Origin of the sequence: Bradyrhizobium sp. SZCCHNR1017, assembly GCF_032381375.1 — a bacterium.
Taxonomy (GTDB): Bacteria; Pseudomonadota; Alphaproteobacteria; order Rhizobiales; family Xanthobacteraceae; genus Bradyrhizobium.
On the sequence record NZ_JAUHIR010000006.1, the window covers coordinates 176,788 to 194,670 of the forward strand.

The window sequence follows — 17,883 nt, forward strand, 5'->3', positions numbered from 1 at the left end:
GGCGCGACGACGCCAAGCCCCCAGCCATGGAAGCTCACTTTCAGATATTCCTGATCCTGCTGGCCGTGTTGGCGGGAACCGCCCTGATCGCGCGACGCGCCAATCTCGCGCCGGCGATCCTCCTGATGCTCGCCGGCATCGCGCTCGCCTTCGTGCCGACGATGCCGGCGTTCGCGCTGCCGCCCGAGCTCGTGCTGCTGGTGGTGCTGCCGCCGCTGATCTATTCGTCGAGCGTCGCGATGAGCTGGCGCGAGTTCAAGCGCAATCTGCGGCCGATCGTGCTGCTCGCGGTCGGCTGCGTGATCTTCACCGCCTCCATGGTGGCCACCGCGACCCACTATCTTCTCGGCCTGCCCTGGAGCCTCGGCTTCCTGCTCGGCGCCATCGTTGCGCCGCCCGACGTGGTGGCGCCGCTCGCCATCGCCCGCCGGCTGCACCTGCCGCGCCGGGTCATGGTCATTCTCGAAGGCGAGGGCCTCGCCAATGACGCGACCGCGCTGATCCTCTATCGCTTCGCGGTGGCCGCCATCACCACCGGCGCCTTCTCCTTTCCGGTCGCGGCCGGCGAGTTCGGCCTGATCGTGGTCGGCGAGATCGCGTTCGGCATCGGCGTCGGCTGGCTGATGCTGCGCGCCCGGCACTATGCGCGCGACCCGCAGGTCGAGATCACCCTGTCCGTGCTGACGCCCTACCTCGCGTTCTGGATCCCCGAGCATGTCGGCGGCTCCGGCGTGATCGCGACGGTGGCCTGCGGCCTCTACATGAGCTGGAACGGACCGCTGTGGATCTCCTCGGCGACCCGCCTGCAGGGCATCTTCTTCTGGGACCTGATGATCTACCTCATCGAGGGCATGCTGTTCCTGCTGACCGGCTTCCAGATGCGGCTGATCTACGAGAAGTCGAAGGTCTTTCCGCTCGACGACATCATGATCGCGACCGCGCTGGTGCTCGCCATCGTCGTGATCGCGCGCTTCGCCTGGACCTTCCCGGCGACCATCCTGCCGCGCCTCCTGAGCAGTTCGCTGCGCGCGCGCGATCCGCTGCCACCGTGGCGGCAGACCTTCATCATCGGCTTCACCGGCGTGCGCGGCACGGTCTCGCTCGCCACCGCGCTGGCGCTTCCGCTGACGCTGTCGACTGGCGACGCGTTTCCCTATCGCGACCAGATCCTGTTCATCGCCTTCGGCGTGATCTTCTTCACCCTGATCGGCCTCGGCCTGACCCTGCCGGCCGTCGTGCAGTGGCTCGGGGTCGGCAACCAGGGTCGCGCCGAGCATCAGCGCGAGCATGAGCAGGAGATCGCGGCCCGGCGCGAGGCGCTCGACGGCGCCTTGCGGTCGCTGGAGACGATGACCAGCGATCGCGAGCTGTCGGACGAGGTGGTGCGGCTGCTGCGGGCGCGCCACGAGGTCCGGACCAACCAGCTCCCGGAAGGTCTGAAGCCCGAGGACAACGACGCATCCGCGCTCGGCATCGAGCTGACCCGCGAGCTGATCACGGCGGAACGCAAATTCATCCATGTGATGCTGCGCGACGGCAAGATCACCGACGAAACCCGCCGCCGCATCGAGCGCGATCTCGATCTGGAGGAAGCGAGCCTCGCCAACCGGTCGTATGGCGAGCTGCCGTTGTAGGCAGGTGAGTTGCAGAGCGCGGTCTTGCAGCATGCATGCCGTCATTGCGAGCGCAGCGAAGCAATCCAGGGCCGCGCAAGGATTCTGGATTGCTTCGCTGCGCTCGCAATGACGGCTATGGCCCGAGCCGTTTCCCAAACCACCACTGTCATCCCGGCGAACGCCGGGATTCATAACCACAAGCGCTTGGTGGGTCGCACATCTCGCAGGGCCAGCGTGGCTCACATCGGCTTCGGTGTGAATGGATCCCAGGTCGGCGCCGCACCAACGCATGCGCGTTGGCCCGCTTGCCCGGGACGACAGCGGAGGTTGTCGAACATGGCGCCTCATCCTCGCGCCCGCTTTTCGCGTCCGAGCGTTGATCAGTTTCGCCCTCTCTCGTCGGAGGGCGCAGGGAAGGCCGGGCCCCGACTGAGGCCCGTGGCCCGTCTGCGAAAAGAATGCAGGCGGCAGGTACCACAGGTTCAGCCGGACAAGACCCGGCCTTCCCCGCGCGATGGTTTTAACGGCTGCTTCGCATTCTCCCCGGGGACCGGGCTTGTTTGCCCCCGTCACCAGCGGATCATCACCGCCAGCTTGGCATCAGCATCGGGGTGTCAGGACCATGCGACTTGACCGTCCGCGCCATGACGTTCGTCCGCAAGCACTGAAGCTCGCTGCGCCACGTCGCGTCCACCGCATCCCGCCTCCACGTTCGTGACGACCGCGAAGCGCCCCTCGTGAGTGAGGCGGGACGGGCGGAAGCATCGATCTGATTTGCCCGACGGCACAAGGCCCGGAGGTGCGACATGGTAACGCGACGGGCACATCAGCGCTGGCTGCGCCTGCACCGGCGCAGAAGGAAGCACGCGCTCTCCACGCGTCATTCCGGAGCGCGCGGAGCGCGAGCCCGGAATCCATAGCCACAAGCGGTTACGAGGAGGCGGGATGCCTATGGCGCCCATCTTCGACCAACGACCGCCTGTGGTTATGGATTCCGGGCTCATTCGCGCTGCTTCAAAATGGCTTCGCCATTTTGCGCGCGAATGCCCCGGAATGACGGCGCGGAGAGAGCCGGGCATAATTTCATCGATGTCAGGTGCTGCACGCGAATGACACGTGCGCAACGCACATCCTCACCGCTCGATCATCCAGCGCGTCACCGCCTGATGGTAGTTCATCGGACCCGGCACGGTCTTGTAGGTCTTCAGGTAACGGAAGCCGGCCTTTTGCAGCGCGCGGTTGGGGGCGGTGTTGTAGGCGTGCGGCTCGCAGAACAGCTGCTTGAGCCGCAACCTCTCGAAATAGAAATCGATGCTGCGGCGGACGCATGCAGTGCCGAGGCCGCGGCCGCGCAGCTCCGGTTCGGTGACGTGCAGGTGCATGTGGGCGCGGTTGCCGTAGACGATGCGGTCGCAGCTGGAAAAGCCGATGGCGCGGCCGTCGAGCCGCCAGATCACCAGCAGCGCCGCGCGCTCAGCCAACGGCGTCTCGTACAGGGTCTGGAAGAGTCCGGCCCACACCGGCCTGGTCGGCATCCGCGTCGGGTCGATGCCCATCAGGTCGAGTTGCTCGATGCTCGACGAATAGAAGTAGTCGATGACCAGCGAGGTCTCGGCAAGTTCCATTTCGCGGATATCGAGAGTCATCGAGGCGTCCTCTTCAGCAGGCCTCAAGGTGCTGATCATGCGGGCGGCAGTGGGGCGGCGCCGGCGCGTCCGATTACGTCGGCTGCAGCCGATCCGCGCGCGAAAATTTCAGACCGCGGCGCGCGGCACAAGCAGCCGTCGGTTGCAGGTCGGCTGTCGCTCTCACGGCAGGCCGATTGGACATGAAATCTAGCTGCGGACTCGTTCTCAAGCTCCCCGCCTGCGACAGAGCGATCGCATATGACGATCGGAGTTGTGCGCCCGTCTGTTGCCACATCGTCATGGCCGGGCTCGTCCCGGCCATCCACGCCGCTCGGCATCCTCGGAACGACGTGGATGGCCGGGACAAGCCCGGGCATGACGGAGTAACGAATGGTCAGGCCTTCTCGCCGCAAGCAACCGCGCGATCAACCCAGCGACACAGGAGGCGCCGCTGGATGAGCCGGGACCAGCGTGCCGCCCTACTCCGCCGCGGTCACGTTCTCCGGCGCTTTCGCGCCGCTGCCGTAGCGCTGGTCGATGTAGTCGATGACGAGCGCCTTGAAGTCGGCCGCGATGGTGGGGCCGCGCAGGGTGCGGAACTTCTTGCCGTCGACGAAGACCGGCGCGGCCGGGGCTTCGCCAGTGCCGGGCAGGGAGATGCCGATATTGGCATGCTTGGATTCGCCGGGGCCGTTGACGATGCAGCCCATGACGGCGACGTTGAGCGCCTCGACGCCGGGATATTGCGTCTTCCAGGCCGGCATCTCCTCGCGGATGAAGTCCTGGATCGAGCGCGCCAGCTCCTGGAACGTGGTCGAGGTGGTGCGGCCGCAGCCGGGGCAGGCCGCGACCAGCGGCACGAAGGTGCGGAAGCCCATGGTCTGCAACAGCTCCTGCGCGACCTGCACCTCGAGGGTGCGGTCGCCGCCGGGCTCGGGCGTCAGCGAAATGCGGATGGTGTCGCCGATGCCCTGCTGCAGCAGGATGCCGAGCGCCGCCGAGGAGGCGACGATGCCCTTCGAGCCCATGCCGGCCTCGGTGAGGCCGAGATGGATGGCGTAGTCGGAGCGTGCGGCGAGGTCCTGATAGACCGCGATCAGGTCCTGCACGGCCGAGACCTTGGCCGACAGGATGATGCGGTCCTTCGGCATGCCGAGCTCCTGGGCCCGGGCGGCCGACAGCAATGCCGACTGCACCATGGCTTCGCGCATCACCGCGCGCGCATCGCGCGGGTTCGCGGAGGCGGCGTTCTCGTCCATCAGCTTGCTGAGCAGCTCCTGATCGAGCGAGCCCCAATTGGCACCGATGCGCACCGGCTTGCCGTATTTGTTGGCGAGCTCGATGATGGTCGAGAACTGCGTGTCCCGCTTGTCCTTGAAGCCGACATTGCCGGGATTGATGCGGTATTTCGCCAGCGCCTCGGCGCAGGCTGGATAGTCGGTCAGCAGCTTGTGGCCGATATAGTGGAAGTCGCCGATCAGGGGCGTGGTGATGCCGCGCTTGTCGAGCTGCTCGCGGATCTGCGGGACGGCCGCGGCGGCCTCCTCGCGGTCGACCGTGATGCGGACCATCTCGGACCCGGCGCGCGCCAGCGCTGCAACCTGGGCCACCGTCTGGTCGACGTCGGCGGTGTCGGTGTTGGTCATCGACTGCACCACGATCGGGGCGCCGCCGCCGACGGCGACGTTGCCGACCATGACGCGGGTGGTCCGATGCCGGGGAGCGGGTCCGGCGACATCGGACGCTGAAGTGTTCTCGGTCAGGATCTCGGGCTTGTTCATGGGCGCTCGGATATCAGGTTTTGGTGACATTCAGCAATGGATCAGTCGCGGCCAGGACCACGCGGTTCGGGCGGTTTACGAGAAAAAGCCCAACGATCACAAGCACGGCAGCCAGGCCAAAGGCCAGGGTCAGGGCGTCATGCAGGATGAAATAGCTCGCCACCACCCCGAATAAAGGGGTGATGAAGGTAAATGCCGACAATTTGCTGGCCGAGTAGGCCTTGATCAGGGCGAACCAGATCGTGAACGTGGTCCCGACCACCCAGATCGACTGGTAGGCCATCAGGCCGATCACGAACGGGCTGGGAACCTGGGTCAACCGCTCCCCGGCAATGAGCGCCGCCAGGGCCATGATCGGGACGGAGACCGCCACCTGGTACCCCAATGCCCGCTCGGGCGCGATGAAGCGCAGCCGGGTGCCTTTGACGAACACCGTGGTCACGCCCCAGAGCAGGCCGCCGCCGACCACCAGGAGATCGCCGAGCAGCACGCGGCCGTCGACATCGGCCTGGGGAATGCCGATCGCCAGCGCCACACCGGTGAAGCTGAGCGCCAGCCCGCCCCATTGCGCCGGCCCCATCCGTTCGCCGAGGAAGCGGAACGAGCCGAGCGCGACGAAGAACGGCGCGGTATACAGGAACACGATGGCGCGCGACGCCGAGGTCAGCAGCAGGCCCTGATAGATCAGCACGAATTCCAAGCCGAACAGCAGGCCTGCCACCAGGCCGAGCCCCAGCGTGCCGTCGCGCTCGAACATCTTCACGCCGCGCACCCGCGCGAACACCAGCAGCACCGGCAGCGCACCGAGCGAACGGAAGGTGGCCTGCAGCAGCGGCGGAATTTCAGGCAGCGCGAGCTTCACAGCGATCTGGTTGAACGCCCAGGACAGGCACAGCACGAGGATGACGGCGATCGCGCCCAGGCCGAGCGGCCGGGTCGCGGCGGATGAGGTTGACGTTGCGGACACGAGGACGTTGGCTCCCTGGCGCGTTTCGTTTTCTGGACCGCCATCAAGGTGTGGTCAGCTTTGTCTTGGTCGGTCGGAGATGATGCGGACGTAGAGCGGCGGTGCTGGCCTCTCCCTGCGCGCACCGGTCTCGCGCAGAAACTCGAATACGACGGTCATTCACACGTGTACAGCTTGGGCCGCAGTGAGCGTTCTCACGCCGCCTTCTGGCAATGGGCGCACAGCCCGGTGATCTCGACGACCGACAGTTTCGGCGTGAAGCCCGATGCCGCGGCGGCCAGCTTCAGGCTTTCCGCGATCGGAGCCGCCGGTACCTCGCCGACGGCGCCGCAGCTCTCGCAGATCAGGAACGCCACCAGCGCGGTCTGCTCGTGGTCATGGGCGCAGGCGAGGAAGGCGTTGCGGCTCTCGATGCGGTGCACCAGGCCGTTCGCCATCAGGAACTCGAGCGCGCGATAGACTGTGATCGGCGCCGGCCGCGCGGCGACCTTGGCAAGTTCCTCGATGATCTCGTAGGCGCCGAGCGGCCGGTGGCTCGACAGCAGCGCCTCCAACACCTGGCGGCGCTGCTGCGTGAACTTCTGGCCGCGCTGGGCGCAGATGCGCTCGGCATGGTCCAGGGCATCGGCCGCGCAGCGGCCATGGTCGTGGTCCGGCGCCGGGAAGGTGGGCTTTGCGAGGGTCATTGCCGACAATCTAGCATCTCGGGCCGGTCTCGCCAAAGGCCGCGGCCGAGCCATGCATCTGCGGCGGGGCGGGTGCGCTCGGCAGAGCCATCAAATATTCATAAGCTTGCTTATCATATCCGAGGCTCATTACAGCCAAAGCTTAGTTCCCCTCTTGGAATCGAGATCAGCCATGACCCGCACGTCGGTGGACGTGAACTTCCTGTTTACGCTCGGCGAGCTGCAGCGCCTGGTGCGCGCCTATGCCGACAAGGAGGCGGCGCGCTTCGGCATGACCCGCGCGCAATGGGCCGTGCTGGCGAAGGTCGAGCGCTACGAGGGGATGAAGCAGTCCGAGCTCGCCGAGCAGATGGAGATGCAGCCGATCACGCTGACACGGCTGATCGACAAGCTCGCCGAGGCCGGGCTGATCGAGCGGCGCGGCGACGACAGCGACCGCCGCGTCAACCGGCTCTATCTGAAGAAGGCCGCGCGCCCGCTGCTCGCGAAGCTCGCAGTGCTGCGCGGCGATCTGACCGACACCGCCCTCCAGGGCATCAGCGCCGGTGATGCCGAGCGGCTGATGACCCATCTCGAAGCCATCAAGGAAAACGTGAGAAACGCCCTGCAGTCGCTGTGCGACGAGCAGCGAAAGGAGCAGCGCTATGGCTGAGCCCGCCCTGAAACTCGCCCCCGACCAGAAGGCCAGCCCGGATGCGGCGCCGCCCGCGGCCGCCGACGCGAAGCCGGCGCGCCCCGGATTGCTGCGCCGCTACCGTCGCACGCTGCTGCTGGTCGTGCTGCCGCTCGTCGCCGCCATCGGCGGCCTCGTGCTGTATCTCAATGGCGGCCGCTACGTGACGACCGACGACGCCTATGTCGGCGCCCAGAAGGTGCTCATCACCCCAGACATCTCCGGCAAGATCGTCAAGGTCGTCGTCAAGGAAGGCCAGCAGGTGCAGAAGGGCGACGAGCTGTTCGAGATCGACCCCGTGCCCTATCGCCTGGCGGTCGACCAGGCCAAGGCGGCGCTGGAGCAGGCGCGCATCAGCTATGACAACCTCACCGCCAACATCAAGATCTACGGCCAGATGCTCGATCTCGCCCAGCAGGGCATCGACCTGAAGCAGAAGGACGTCGAGCGCAAGCAGACGCTCGCCAAGAGCAATTTCGGCTCGCAGCTCGACCTCGACAATGCCGCGAATGCGCTGGTGACCGCCGGCGCACAGGCGCAGTACATCAAGCAGCAGCTGTCGAACGCGAAAACGCAGCTGCTCGGCAATCCCGATCTGCCGTTGGAGCAGTTCCCGCCTTACGTCCAGGCAAAGGCCAAGCTGGACGACGCGCAGCGCGACCTCGACCACACCACCTTGCGCGCGCCGATGCCGGGCATCGCGACGCAGGTCGACCAGATCCAGCTCGGCCGCTTCGTGGCCGCGGGCACGCCGGTGTTCTCGGTGATCGACATCAGCAATCCCTGGGTCGACGCCAACCCGAAGGAGAGCGACTTCACCTATGTCGCGGTCGGCCAGCCGGTCGAGCTCGACGTCGATGCCTTCCCCAACCACCGTTTCAAGGGCACGGTCGGCTCGCTGTCGCCGGGCACCGGCGCGCAGTTCGCGATCCTGCCGCCGCAAAATGCAAGCGGCAATTTCGTCAAGGTCGTGCAGCGCGTGCCGGTCCGGATCTATTTCGACAAGGCCGACAGGTTCGTCGCGAAGCTCAAGGCCGGCATGAGCGTCAACGTGTCGATCGATACCGGCCACGAGCGCACGCTGGCCGGGCTGTTCGGATCGGCGCACGCGGCGGACAAGGACGAGTAGCGTCATGACCGCGCCGGCGGCCTCATCCGCAGTTCCGGGCTTCCGCCGGAACATGGTGACGATCTGCGCCATGACGGCGACGATCATGCAGGCGCTCGACACCACCATCGCCAACGTCGCGCTGCCCTACATGCAGGGCACGCTGTCGGCCTCGCAAGACCAGATCAACTGGGTGCTGACGTCCTACATCGTCGCGGCCGCGATCATGACCGCTCCGGTGGGATGGATCGCCAACCGCTTCGGCCGCAAGCGCACCTTCATCGTCTGTTCGGCCGGTTTCACCATCGCCTCCGTGATGTGCGGGCTCGCCCAGGACATCACCCAGATGGTGCTGTTCCGCCTCCTGCAGGGCGTGTTCGGCGCCTCGCTGGTGCCGCTGTCGCAGGCGGTCATGCTCGACTCCTACGCGCTGCATGAGCGCGCCAAGGCGATGGCGATCTGGGGCATGGGCGTGATGCTCGGCCCGATCATGGGGCCGTCGCTCGGCGCCTGGCTGACCGAGACCTATTCCTGGCATTGGGTGTTCTTCGTCAACCTGCCGTTCGGCGCCGTGACCGTGCTCGGCCTGATGGCGTTCATGGAGGAGACCAAGCCGAACGCGGAGCTGACCTTCGACTGGTTCGGTTTCGCGGCGCTCGCCATCGGCATCGGCTCGCTGCAGATCGCGCTCGACCGCGGCGAGGATCAGGGCTGGCTGGAGAGCAACGAGATCATCATCGAGTTCATCATCGCCGCCGTCGGCTTCTATTACTTCCTGGCGCATTCGCTGACGACGCAGCGGCCGTTCATCCAGTTCGCGCTGTTCAAGGACCGCAATTTCGTCGGCGGCTGCGTGTTCATGACCGTGATGGGCCTCGTGCTGTTCTCGACCATGGCGCTGTCGTCGCCGTTCCTGCAGAACGTCATTGGCTATCCCATCATCACCGCCGGCGTGCTGCTCGCGACCCGCGGCTGCGGCACCTTCGTCGCGATGATGCTGGTCGGGCGTCTCTTGCGCTATATCGAGGCGCGCACGCTGATCATCGTCGGCCTGGCGCTGACCGCAGTGTCGCTGTTCCAGATGACGGCGTGGACCGACCAGACCGGCGTGCCCGAGATCATCACCATCAGCATCATGCAGGGGTTCGGCTTCGGCCTCGTGTTCGTGCCGCTTTCGACCGTGGCATTCCTGACCTTGCCGGGCGAGTTGCGGACTGATGGAACCTCGATGCTGACCCTGGTGCGAAATGTCGCAAGCTCGATCGGCATCTCGATCGCGATCGCGCAGCTCACCGAGGGAACACGGCGCAACCACGCGATCCTGGTCGAGCACATCAACCCGTTCAATCACGCGCTGCAAATGCCCAATGTTGCCGGCCTCCTGAACCTGTCCACCGATGCCGGGCGCGCGATGGCCGACGCGATGGTGACCGTACAGGCGCAGATCCTGGCATTCTCGCACGACTATCAGCTGGTCATGACGTTCATCCTGGTCTCGATCCCGCTCGCGGTCATGATCGGCTCGACGCGCACCGCGTTGCGCGCGCAGTCCGCCCCGGCCGACCACGCCGTCATGGAGTGACCGCTTCCCCCGCGACGGAAAATGCGCGCGCCTGTTGAGACAGGGTGGGGCCGGGATAGCAAAAAGGTGACCACGACGTGATGGATTTGTAACTTCAATCCGGCGCGTTTCCGGCTATCTTCTGCTCACCCCACTCGGTTCTCTGCGTATGAGTTGCGCGCAGGGACTGTACCTCATGAGCGCCCCACTCGTGATGTGCCGGGCGGGGGCGGTGGCTCCTCCAGCGCCGCCCCCAGCCCCGGGGCCTCCCTTTTCACATTTTGGCCTACGGCTTCTGCAGCGGCTCGATCTTCGCCGGTGCGGCAGCGGGCTGGGCCTCGGTCGTCGGCAGGATCACGCCGGCCAGCGCCTGCACCGGATCGTCGCCGGGCTTGAAGCCGGACTGCACCAGGATCTCGTCGATCAACGGCTTCAGCGCGTGCACGCGCAGCAGTTCGCCGGCGAGGCCTTCGCCGAAGCCGACATTGCCGCCGGCACCGCCATTGCCGCCGAACGCGCCGCCGGTGTGCAGGATGCGAACGTCCTTCAGATTGGCGATCGGCTTGACCATCTCGCCGAGCGCGGCCGGCATGGTCGCGATGCGCTGCTTGGCGAGCTCGAAATCGATCACGTTGCTGCCGAGCTTGTTCTGGGCTTCGTTCTTCATCAGGATGACCGCGGCTTCCGCCTCGCCGATCTGGCGCACGCCGACGGCCTTGATCTTGTTGGCCTCGGCCTCCGCTTCGGCCAGGGTCTTGGCCGCCGCGCCGCGATCGACCGCGGCGCGCTTTTCTGCCTCGGCGGCAACGGTAATGCCGGTCGAGCGCTGCTCGGCCTCTTTCCGCGCTGCCATGACCGCGGTCTGACGTTCGCGGTCGGCGATTTCGATGGCGCGCGCCGTCGTCACCTTTTCCTCCGCGGAGACCGCAAGCGCCTCGGCCGCCTTGGCCACCGCGCGCGCCTCCGAGGTTTCCTTGCTCTTGGTCGCGATCTGGATGTCGTTGTCCTGGGTGGCGATCTGGATCTCGCGGTCGGCGTCGGTCTTGCGGCGGTTGATCGCGAGATTGCTTTCGATCGCCGCGGTCTCGCGCACCTTCAAGGCTTCCGCCTCGCGCTGCGCGATCTTCTGCTGCGCCTCGATGCGCGCATTCTCCTCGGTCTGCCACGCCGTCTGCGTCGCGCTTGCGACCTCGGCGCGGGTGCTCGCGGTCTTGTTGGCGATGTCGCGCTCCTGGCTGAGCTCGGCCTCCTTCTTGGTGCGCTCGATCTGGAGCGTGAGCTGGCGCGCCTCGAGGTCCTTCTGCGCGATCGCGACCTCGTTGTCGCGCACGATCGCGTTGCGGTCGCGGCGCCGCGTCTCGGTGACCGTCTTCAACAGCGTCAGGCCTTCGGCGTCGAAGAAGTTCTCGGCATTAAAGAACGAGATGTCGGTCTGGTCGAGCTTGGTCAGCGAGACCGATTCCAGCTCCAGGCCGTTGGACTGCACGTCGGCCTCGACTGCGGCCTGGACGTGCTTGACGAAATCCGAGCGCTTCTCCTGCAGGTCCAACAGCTCCATCGTGGCCGCGACCGAGCGCAGGCCGTCGACGAACTTGGCCTCGACCTGGTCGCGCAGCAATTCGGCATTGTTGGTGACGGCGCCGAGGGTCTGCGCCGCCAGTGCGATCGAATCCACGTCGGGCTTCACGCGCACGTAGAACTCGGCGTCGATGTCGACGCGCATGCGGTCCTTGGTGATCAGCGAATCCTTCTTCGAGCGCTCGACGCGGAGCCGCAAGGTCTTGAGGTTGACGCGCGCGATGGAGTGGAAGATCGGCAGCACCACGGCGCCGCCGTCGAGCACCACCTTCTTGCCGCCCAGGCCGGTGCGCACGAACGCCTCGTCGCGGGTGGACCGATGGTAGAGAACGGCAAAGACAGTGCCGAGAACGACCAGCAGCACAACGCCGATCGACGCAGGCAGAACCAGATCAAACATGGGATTTACTTTCGGGTTGAGGAAAGTGTCTTGGAGCTAAAGTGTCTTGGAGTTCGTGAGTTCGTCGGCTGCGGCGATCGCGATGAAGCGGCCATCCTTGCGGTCGACGAGGAGAACCGACGCGCCCACCGGCAATGACGGCGAATCCGGCGCGGCCGAGGCCGTCACCATGTGCCAGTTGCCGTGGACATCCTTGACGCGGACGCGGCCGGGCAGCCCGCCATCGAGCGGGCCGACCGCCACCTCGCCGATGCGGCCGACGAGATCGGACAGCCCGACCGCATAGCTCTCATCCTGCGGCACCAGCCGCGCCGCGTAGCGCGTCGAGCGCCGCAACAGCGGCACCGTGACGACGGCGGCGAGCACGCCCGCGGCCGTTGGCGGCAGCGCCACCGCCACCAGCCGCGCGGCATCCTGGATCAGAAAGCCCGTGATCGAGAAGATGCCGAGCGCGAGCAGGATGCAGATCATCAGCGGCACGCCGCCGACATTGATCCAGGACAGCACGTGGCCGACGCTGGTGCTGTGGCCGTCGTGACCGAGATCGACGGTCTGGCCGAGCAACTCGCTGATCGACAGGCCGATCAGCATCGAGCCGATCTCGACGCCGCCGACCAGAACGATCATCACGGCGGCAATCGCGAACGGCCGCACCTCGGGTTGCATGAAATGGTCGACGATGGTCATGGGACGACGCGCCCCCGCCCGCTCAATTCTGCGATTTCAGCCGCGCCAGCCGCTCGGCGATGTCCTTGTCACGCTTCAGCTTCGACAATTCGTCGATGTCGGGCGACGGCGGGATGCCTTCCGGCACGCCGGTGGCGCGGGCGATGACGCGGGAGGCGCGCGCGGCCTTGGCGAGGCCGGCATCCGGCCCCTTGCGCGATGCGGCCTTCGGCTGGTCGGCGAGCGCCTCGCTGTGCTCCAGCTCGGCGAGACGCGCCTGCGCGTCCTGCAGGCTCGACAGAATCGCACGCAGGGTCGTCAGCACCGCATCGATGCGCTCGGCATTCTCGTCGATCGCCTTCGACAGCACCTCGAACTGGGCTTCGAGATCCATCTGCCGGGCGATGCCGGCGCGGGCGAGATCGTCGCGGTGCTCGGCGATGGCGACGCGGATCTGCTCGGCCAGCACGGTCGTCTCGCGCTCGATCTCGGCGCGGCGTGCATTGAGCCGATATTCCTCCGCGCGCGCATGCGACAGGCTCTCGCGCGATTCGCGCTCGGCCTGCTCGATCTCGCGGATCGCCTGGCTGACCAGCGCGACCCGGTTCTTGTCCTCGGCCTTTTCGATCGCTCCATAGGCGATCCCGGCGATGAGGCGCCCGGCGCGTGACAGGAGCGTGTCGGGGGCCGGCGCGTGTTCGGCGAGCATGACGTGGTCCTTTCGTGGGCTGACGGTTGGGCTGAGACGAGCGTGTGACGTTGCGGTAACGCCGAAATGGACTTCGAAGTCATCTTCGTCCGTTCGCACGAGCTGCGCCGGCGTCGCGTGCGGCCAGCCCGCGACGTAGCCGGTCACCTCGAACGGGATCGCGATGCGACCGCGCGCGGTGCCGAGCGACAACATGCCGGCATTCCTGACATTCACCAGACGGTCGTCGAGCGGCAGCCGCGGATTCGAGGCGGCGCGATAGGCGGCACGGTCGCGCAAGCCGAGCGTGACGAGGCGCGACGGCAGCCGCGTGGCCTTGCGGATCGGGTCGTAGGCATGGCCGTGCAGCGTGACGAGATTGGCGCCGATGCCTTTGCCAGCAGCGATCTCGTCGAGCATGTCCATCATCCGGGCATAGTCGGCGAAGGTCGCCTCGATCGCGTCCCGCGCCTCGGGGGAGAGGAGCAGACGGTAGCGAACAGCCTGATCGTGGGCGCTTCCGGCCATAGGAAACACTAAAGCACAATATCCGTGCTTTAGCAAGCCAGCTCCCGATCCGATCCCTTCCGTGACCATGTCGAACGCCATGCCCATGCCGATATGTCGCGCCGATGCTGGCCGGCGGTTTAAGGCCGGCGAACAATCTCTGGTGATCGTTAAGGGGGCTGGTAGCGACGCCGGCAAAATGCACCGCAGTGACGTGTAGCGACAAAGACCTCGCCGCGCGCGTGCGGCCCTGTCGCGAGGGAAGCGCCGTCAGTCCAGCAATTCGCGGCAGCCGAGATCGTCGAACGCAAGGAAGATGCGCTCGAGATTATTCCACCAGATCACCGGAGGGAGCTGGATCGCCCATTGCCAGACCGGCTGGGCGATGTGCCAGAGCACGGCGAGACGATAGTCCTGATCCAGCGCCGCCCTGTCGTAGCCGGTCACACCGCCTGCGACCAATGTCTGATGATAGCTGTCGAGCAACGGCCGCTCGATCCGCGCCCGACGGTCGGGATAGATTTGCAGCGCGATCATGTAGGCGAGATCGTTCGCGGGCACGCCGATCCGCCACTGGTCGAAATCAAACGCGCGCACGTCGTCGCTGTCGGCGGCCTTCGGCACCAGAAAATTCCAGACATGCGCGTCGCCATGCGCAATGCTGAGGTTTCGCCGCGACAGATAGCGTTCCGAGAGCCGCGGCGTCGCCGCCATCAGGCGTTCGTAGACCGCGCGCCGGTCCGCGCTCAGGCGGTCTCCCAACTGATCGGCGAAGCGCTGATAGTGGCCGGCAAAGGTGCTGCCGCGCTCGGCGCGCTCGTCCGCGGTCGCAAAGCTGCCGATGGACACGCCAAGCCGCGGATCGTCCCACCACGCCGCATGCAGCCGCGCCAGCGCCCGCACGATCCCCTCGGCCTGGGGCAGCGCAGGCGGCAGCGGCCATGGCGTCGCCGTCTGGTGCGTGTCGGTGAGATCCTCGAGCAACAAGTGCCAGGTGAGCGCGGCTTCGTCCCACGCGCCGCCGTAAGAGCCGGGCACGAGGCCCGTCGGCATGAGCCGCGCCAGTCCGCGATAAAAATTGACCTCGTGGCGCCCGCCCCGCCACAGCGTCTTGGCGAAGGCCGGCATCGGGATTTTCAGGATCAACGCCTTCGGCGCGTCCGGGGCCGCGCCGCTATAGGACAAGCCAAGGCGGATGATGCGCGACAACAGCATCGGCCGGTCGCTGATCACGGCGACGTCCGAGACCGCGCCGGACTTCGAGCACACCCGCCTCACGCATCGTCGCCGTCAACGCGGCGGGCTTGGCAACGGACGGCAAGTCGGTGGAGGACATGTGGGCGCCGTCCCTTCAGGGTTGCAGCTTGCCCATACTAGCACGGATATTCCGAAGCGCTACTTGATCGGCGCGCGCGGCAGCACGGTGTCGCCGATCTCCATCCGGTAGACGTGCTCGAGCGAATACCAGGGCGTGGTGACGCCGGGCTCGGTCGGGTGCGGCATGTCGTGGCGAATGAAGTTGCCGAGCAGCGCCTTCGTGACGCCGAACTGGACGTCGCTGTCGATGTGCGGGTCGTTGGGGTCGTAGACCTGCGAGATCAGGACCTTGAATCCCGGCTTGACGATCAGCGCATGCAGATGCGCCGGGCGATAGGGATGACGGCCCTGCGCCTTCAGCAGCCGGCCGACGACCCCGTCGGTCGGGATGGGATAGCCGACCATCATCACCGAGCGAAACCAGAAGCGGCCATCGGCATCGGTCACGAGCTTGCCGCGCAGGTTCATGTCGGCCTGATCGGGATCCTGGTTCTCGTAGTAGCCGACCGGCGAGGCGTGCCAGACGTCGACCTCGGCGCCGGCGACCGGCGCGCCGTTCGGATCGACCACGCGACCGTGCACGAACAGCGCCGGGCCTGATGTCGCCGAGCGCACGATCGAGCCGCCATTGTCAGTGCGCGGCGAGTTCAACCGCCAGAACGGGCCGAGCAGCGACTGCGCGGTCTCGGTGTTGCCGCCATCGCCATTGTTGAGCAGGCAGACCAGCGGCGAGACGCCGAGCGAGCCGGCCATCAGCACGACCTCATTGTGGCTGTCGTTGGTGCGCTGACCGAGCTCGGCGATGATGGCGGCGGCTTCGCGAAATTCGGCCTCGGTAAGCCTGACATCGCGGACGAAGCCGTGCAGGTGCTTGATCAGCGACACCATGATCTCGCGCAGCCGCGGGTTCTCGGTGCGATCCATCACCGCCAGCACCGCCGGCGTGACGTCCTGTTCGCGGGAGATGGTCATGGTGCGATCCCTCAGCCTTCTCCGTCATTGCGAGGAGCGAAGCGACGAAGCAATCCAGGGCTACACATGCGACTCTGGATTGCTTCGCTTCGCTCGCAATGACGGCGGAGTATTAGTCGAGCTTCTCGACCGCCAGTGCGACGCCCTGGCCGACGCCGACGCACATCGTGGCGAGCGCACGCTTGCCGCCGCGGACCTCGAGGCCGTGCACCGCGGTCATCGCGATGCGCGCGCCGCTCATGCCCAGGGGATGGCCGAGCGCGATGGCGCCGCCATGCGGGTTGACGAAATCGGCGTCCTCGGCGACGCCGAGCTGGCGCAGGCAGGCGATGCCCTGGGACGCGAACGCCTCGTTCAGCTCGATCAGGTCGAAATCGGTGATCTTGAGGCCGAGCCGCTCCATCAGCTTGCGCACCGCCGGCACCGGGCCGATGCCCATGATGCGGGGCGGCACGCCGGCCGAGGCGAGGCCGAGAACGCGCGCGCGCGGCGTGAGGCCGTGCTTCTTCACGGCGGCTTCCGACGCGAGGATCATGGCGGCGGCGCCGTCATTGACGCCCGACGCATTGCCGGCGGTGACCGTGCCCGGATTGCGCACGATCGGCTTCAGCTTGGCCAGACCTTCGAGCGTGGTCTCGGGGCGCGGATGCTCGTCCTTGTCCACCGTCACAGGGCCGGCCTTGCCGCCGGGCACCATGACCGGCGTGATCTCGGCTGCGAAATAGCCCGAGGCGATGGCCTTTCCGGCGCGCTGCTGGGAGCGGATCGCGAACGCGTCCTGGTCGGCGCGCGAGACCTGGAATTCCTCGGCGACGTTCTCGCCGGTCTCCGGCATCGAATCGACGCCGTACTGCTGCTTCATCAAGGGATTGATGAAGCGCCAGCCGATCGTGGTGTCGAAGATCTCGGCCGAGCGCGAGAACGCCTCGGTCGCCTTGCCCTGCACGAACGGCGCGCGCGTCATCGATTCGACGCCGCCGGCGATCGCCAGATCGACCTCGCCGGCGCGGATCGCGCGGCCCGCGGCGCCGACCGCGTCGAGGCCGGAGGCGCAGAGGCGGTTCAAGGTCTGGCCGGGAATGGAATCCGGCAGGCCCGCGAGCAGCAGCGCCATGCGCGCGACGTTGCGGTTGTCCTCGCCGGCCTGGTTGGCGCAGCCGAAGAACACCTCGTCGACCGCGGCCCAGTCGAGATTCGGATGCTTGGCCTTGAGCGCCTTGAGCGGGGTGGCGGCGAGATCATCGGTGCGCACTTTCGCCAGCGCGCCGCCGAAGCGGCCGATCGGGGTCCGCACCGCATCACAAATGTAGACGTCTCGCATCGCTCTCTCCCGAACTTTCGTGTTTCTGGTCAGAATTGACGGCGGTTTTAGGAGTGCGATCGGGGCAGGTCAAATGACGGGAGCGCGGGGTGGCATGCGCGGCGCTGTCGTATGCGACGCTCTCTCAACGCGAGCGGTGCGCCCCCTCCCCCGCTTGCGGGGGAGGGTTGGGGTGGGGGCCGCCCAAGCGAGACTGTACCGTGCGGAGAGAATTCCCCCACCCGCATCGCATCTGACGATGCAATGCGACCTCCCCCGCGTGCGGGGGAGGTGCAAAAGCGGCCACCGTCCGAGGTTCAGCGCAGGCCCCGCCTCAAACTCTCCGTCATTCCGGGGCGGCGCGCGCAAGCGCGACGAGCCCGGAATCCATCAATCCACGCGACCCGCCGCACGATGGATTCCGGGTTCGTGCTG

At 66.7% G+C, this 17,883-nt stretch carries 13 protein-coding genes and 1 pseudogene; 4 read left to right on the forward strand and 10 right to left on the reverse strand.

Translation table 11 applies throughout. From position 1 onward, the window contains the following. The first annotated feature begins 26 nt into the window (after positions 1 to 26). Entirely contained in the window at positions 27 to 1,634 is a 1,608-nt protein-coding gene (locus QW863_RS17210; protein WP_315715169.1) for a Na+/H+ antiporter, read from the forward strand. A gap of 1,115 nt (positions 1,635 to 2,749) precedes the next feature. On the opposite strand, the gene QW863_RS17215 is transcribed toward QW863_RS17210, so the two are convergent. The 4 genes from QW863_RS17215 to QW863_RS17230 all read right to left on the reverse strand — a co-directional run bounded on the left by QW863_RS17215 (position 2,750) and on the right by QW863_RS17230 (position 6,678). Next, the gene (locus QW863_RS17215) at positions 2,750 to 3,262 is read right to left on the reverse strand and encodes a GNAT family protein (protein WP_315715168.1); all 513 of its coding nucleotides are present in this window, start codon (positions 3,260 to 3,262) and stop codon (positions 2,750 to 2,752) included. Positions 3,263 to 3,723: 461 nt separating this feature from the next. After that, a complete protein-coding gene (gene ispG / locus QW863_RS17220; RefSeq protein ID WP_315715167.1) occupies positions 3,724 to 5,025 on the reverse strand; it encodes a flavodoxin-dependent (E)-4-hydroxy-3-methylbut-2-enyl-diphosphate synthase in 1,302 nt (433 codons plus the stop codon). A 13-nt stretch (positions 5,026 to 5,038) separates the two neighbouring features. Beyond that, entirely contained in the window at positions 5,039 to 5,992 is a 954-nt protein-coding gene (locus QW863_RS17225) for a DMT family transporter (RefSeq protein ID WP_315715166.1), read from the reverse strand. Between the two features lie 194 nt (positions 5,993 to 6,186). Further along, positions 6,187 to 6,678 carry a Fur family transcriptional regulator gene (locus QW863_RS17230; protein ID WP_315715165.1) on the reverse strand — a complete coding sequence of 164 codons (492 nt, stop codon included), beginning with the start codon at positions 6,676 to 6,678 and terminating at the stop codon, positions 6,187 to 6,189. 172 nt (positions 6,679 to 6,850) lie between these two features. Between QW863_RS17230 and QW863_RS17235 the strand changes: the two genes are divergently transcribed. From QW863_RS17235 to QW863_RS17245, 3 genes are read left to right on the forward strand one after another with little or no spacing between them, the layout of a single operon-like run. Further along, positions 6,851 to 7,330: a MarR family transcriptional regulator gene (locus QW863_RS17235; protein WP_315715164.1), complete on the forward strand. Its 480-nt coding sequence runs from the start codon at positions 6,851 to 6,853 to the stop codon at positions 7,328 to 7,330. Continuing rightward, complete coding sequence (locus tag QW863_RS17240) at positions 7,323 to 8,480, forward strand: HlyD family secretion protein (RefSeq protein ID WP_315715163.1); 1,158 nt, start codon at positions 7,323 to 7,325, stop codon at positions 8,478 to 8,480. The genes QW863_RS17235 and QW863_RS17240 overlap by 8 nt, the downstream gene beginning before the upstream one ends. 4 nt (positions 8,481 to 8,484) lie before the next feature. Beyond that, entirely contained in the window at positions 8,485 to 10,041 is a 1,557-nt protein-coding gene (locus QW863_RS17245; protein ID WP_315715162.1) for an MDR family MFS transporter, read from the forward strand. Positions 10,042 to 10,306: 265 nt separating this feature from the next. On the opposite strand, the gene QW863_RS17250 is transcribed toward QW863_RS17245, so the two are convergent. The 6 genes and pseudogenes from QW863_RS17250 to pcaF form a co-directional block, all read right to left on the reverse strand. After that, entirely contained in the window at positions 10,307 to 11,998 is a 1,692-nt protein-coding gene (locus QW863_RS17250; RefSeq protein WP_315715161.1) for a flotillin family protein, read from the reverse strand. A gap of 36 nt (positions 11,999 to 12,034) precedes the next feature. After that, a complete protein-coding gene (locus QW863_RS17255) occupies positions 12,035 to 12,685 on the reverse strand; it encodes an OB-fold-containig protein (protein ID WP_315715160.1) in 651 nt (216 codons plus the stop codon). Between the two features lie 22 nt (positions 12,686 to 12,707). Then, on the reverse strand, positions 12,708 to 13,880 hold the full coding sequence (locus QW863_RS17260) for a PspA/IM30 family protein (protein ID WP_315715421.1): 1,173 nt from the start codon (positions 13,878 to 13,880) through the stop codon (positions 12,708 to 12,710). A 249-nt stretch (positions 13,881 to 14,129) separates the two neighbouring features. Next, positions 14,130 to 15,195, reverse strand: a pseudogene (locus QW863_RS17265) (phosphotransferase). Positions 15,196 to 15,254: 59 nt separating this feature from the next. After that, on the reverse strand, positions 15,255 to 16,148 hold the full coding sequence (locus QW863_RS17270; RefSeq protein ID WP_315715159.1) for a dioxygenase: 894 nt from the start codon (positions 16,146 to 16,148) through the stop codon (positions 15,255 to 15,257). Between the two features lie 112 nt (positions 16,149 to 16,260). Further along, positions 16,261 to 17,469 (reverse strand): 3-oxoadipyl-CoA thiolase, encoded by a 1,209-nt coding sequence (gene pcaF / locus QW863_RS17275; protein WP_315715158.1) that lies wholly within the window; start codon positions 17,467 to 17,469, stop codon positions 16,261 to 16,263. Positions 17,470 to 17,883 lie beyond the last annotated feature (414 nt).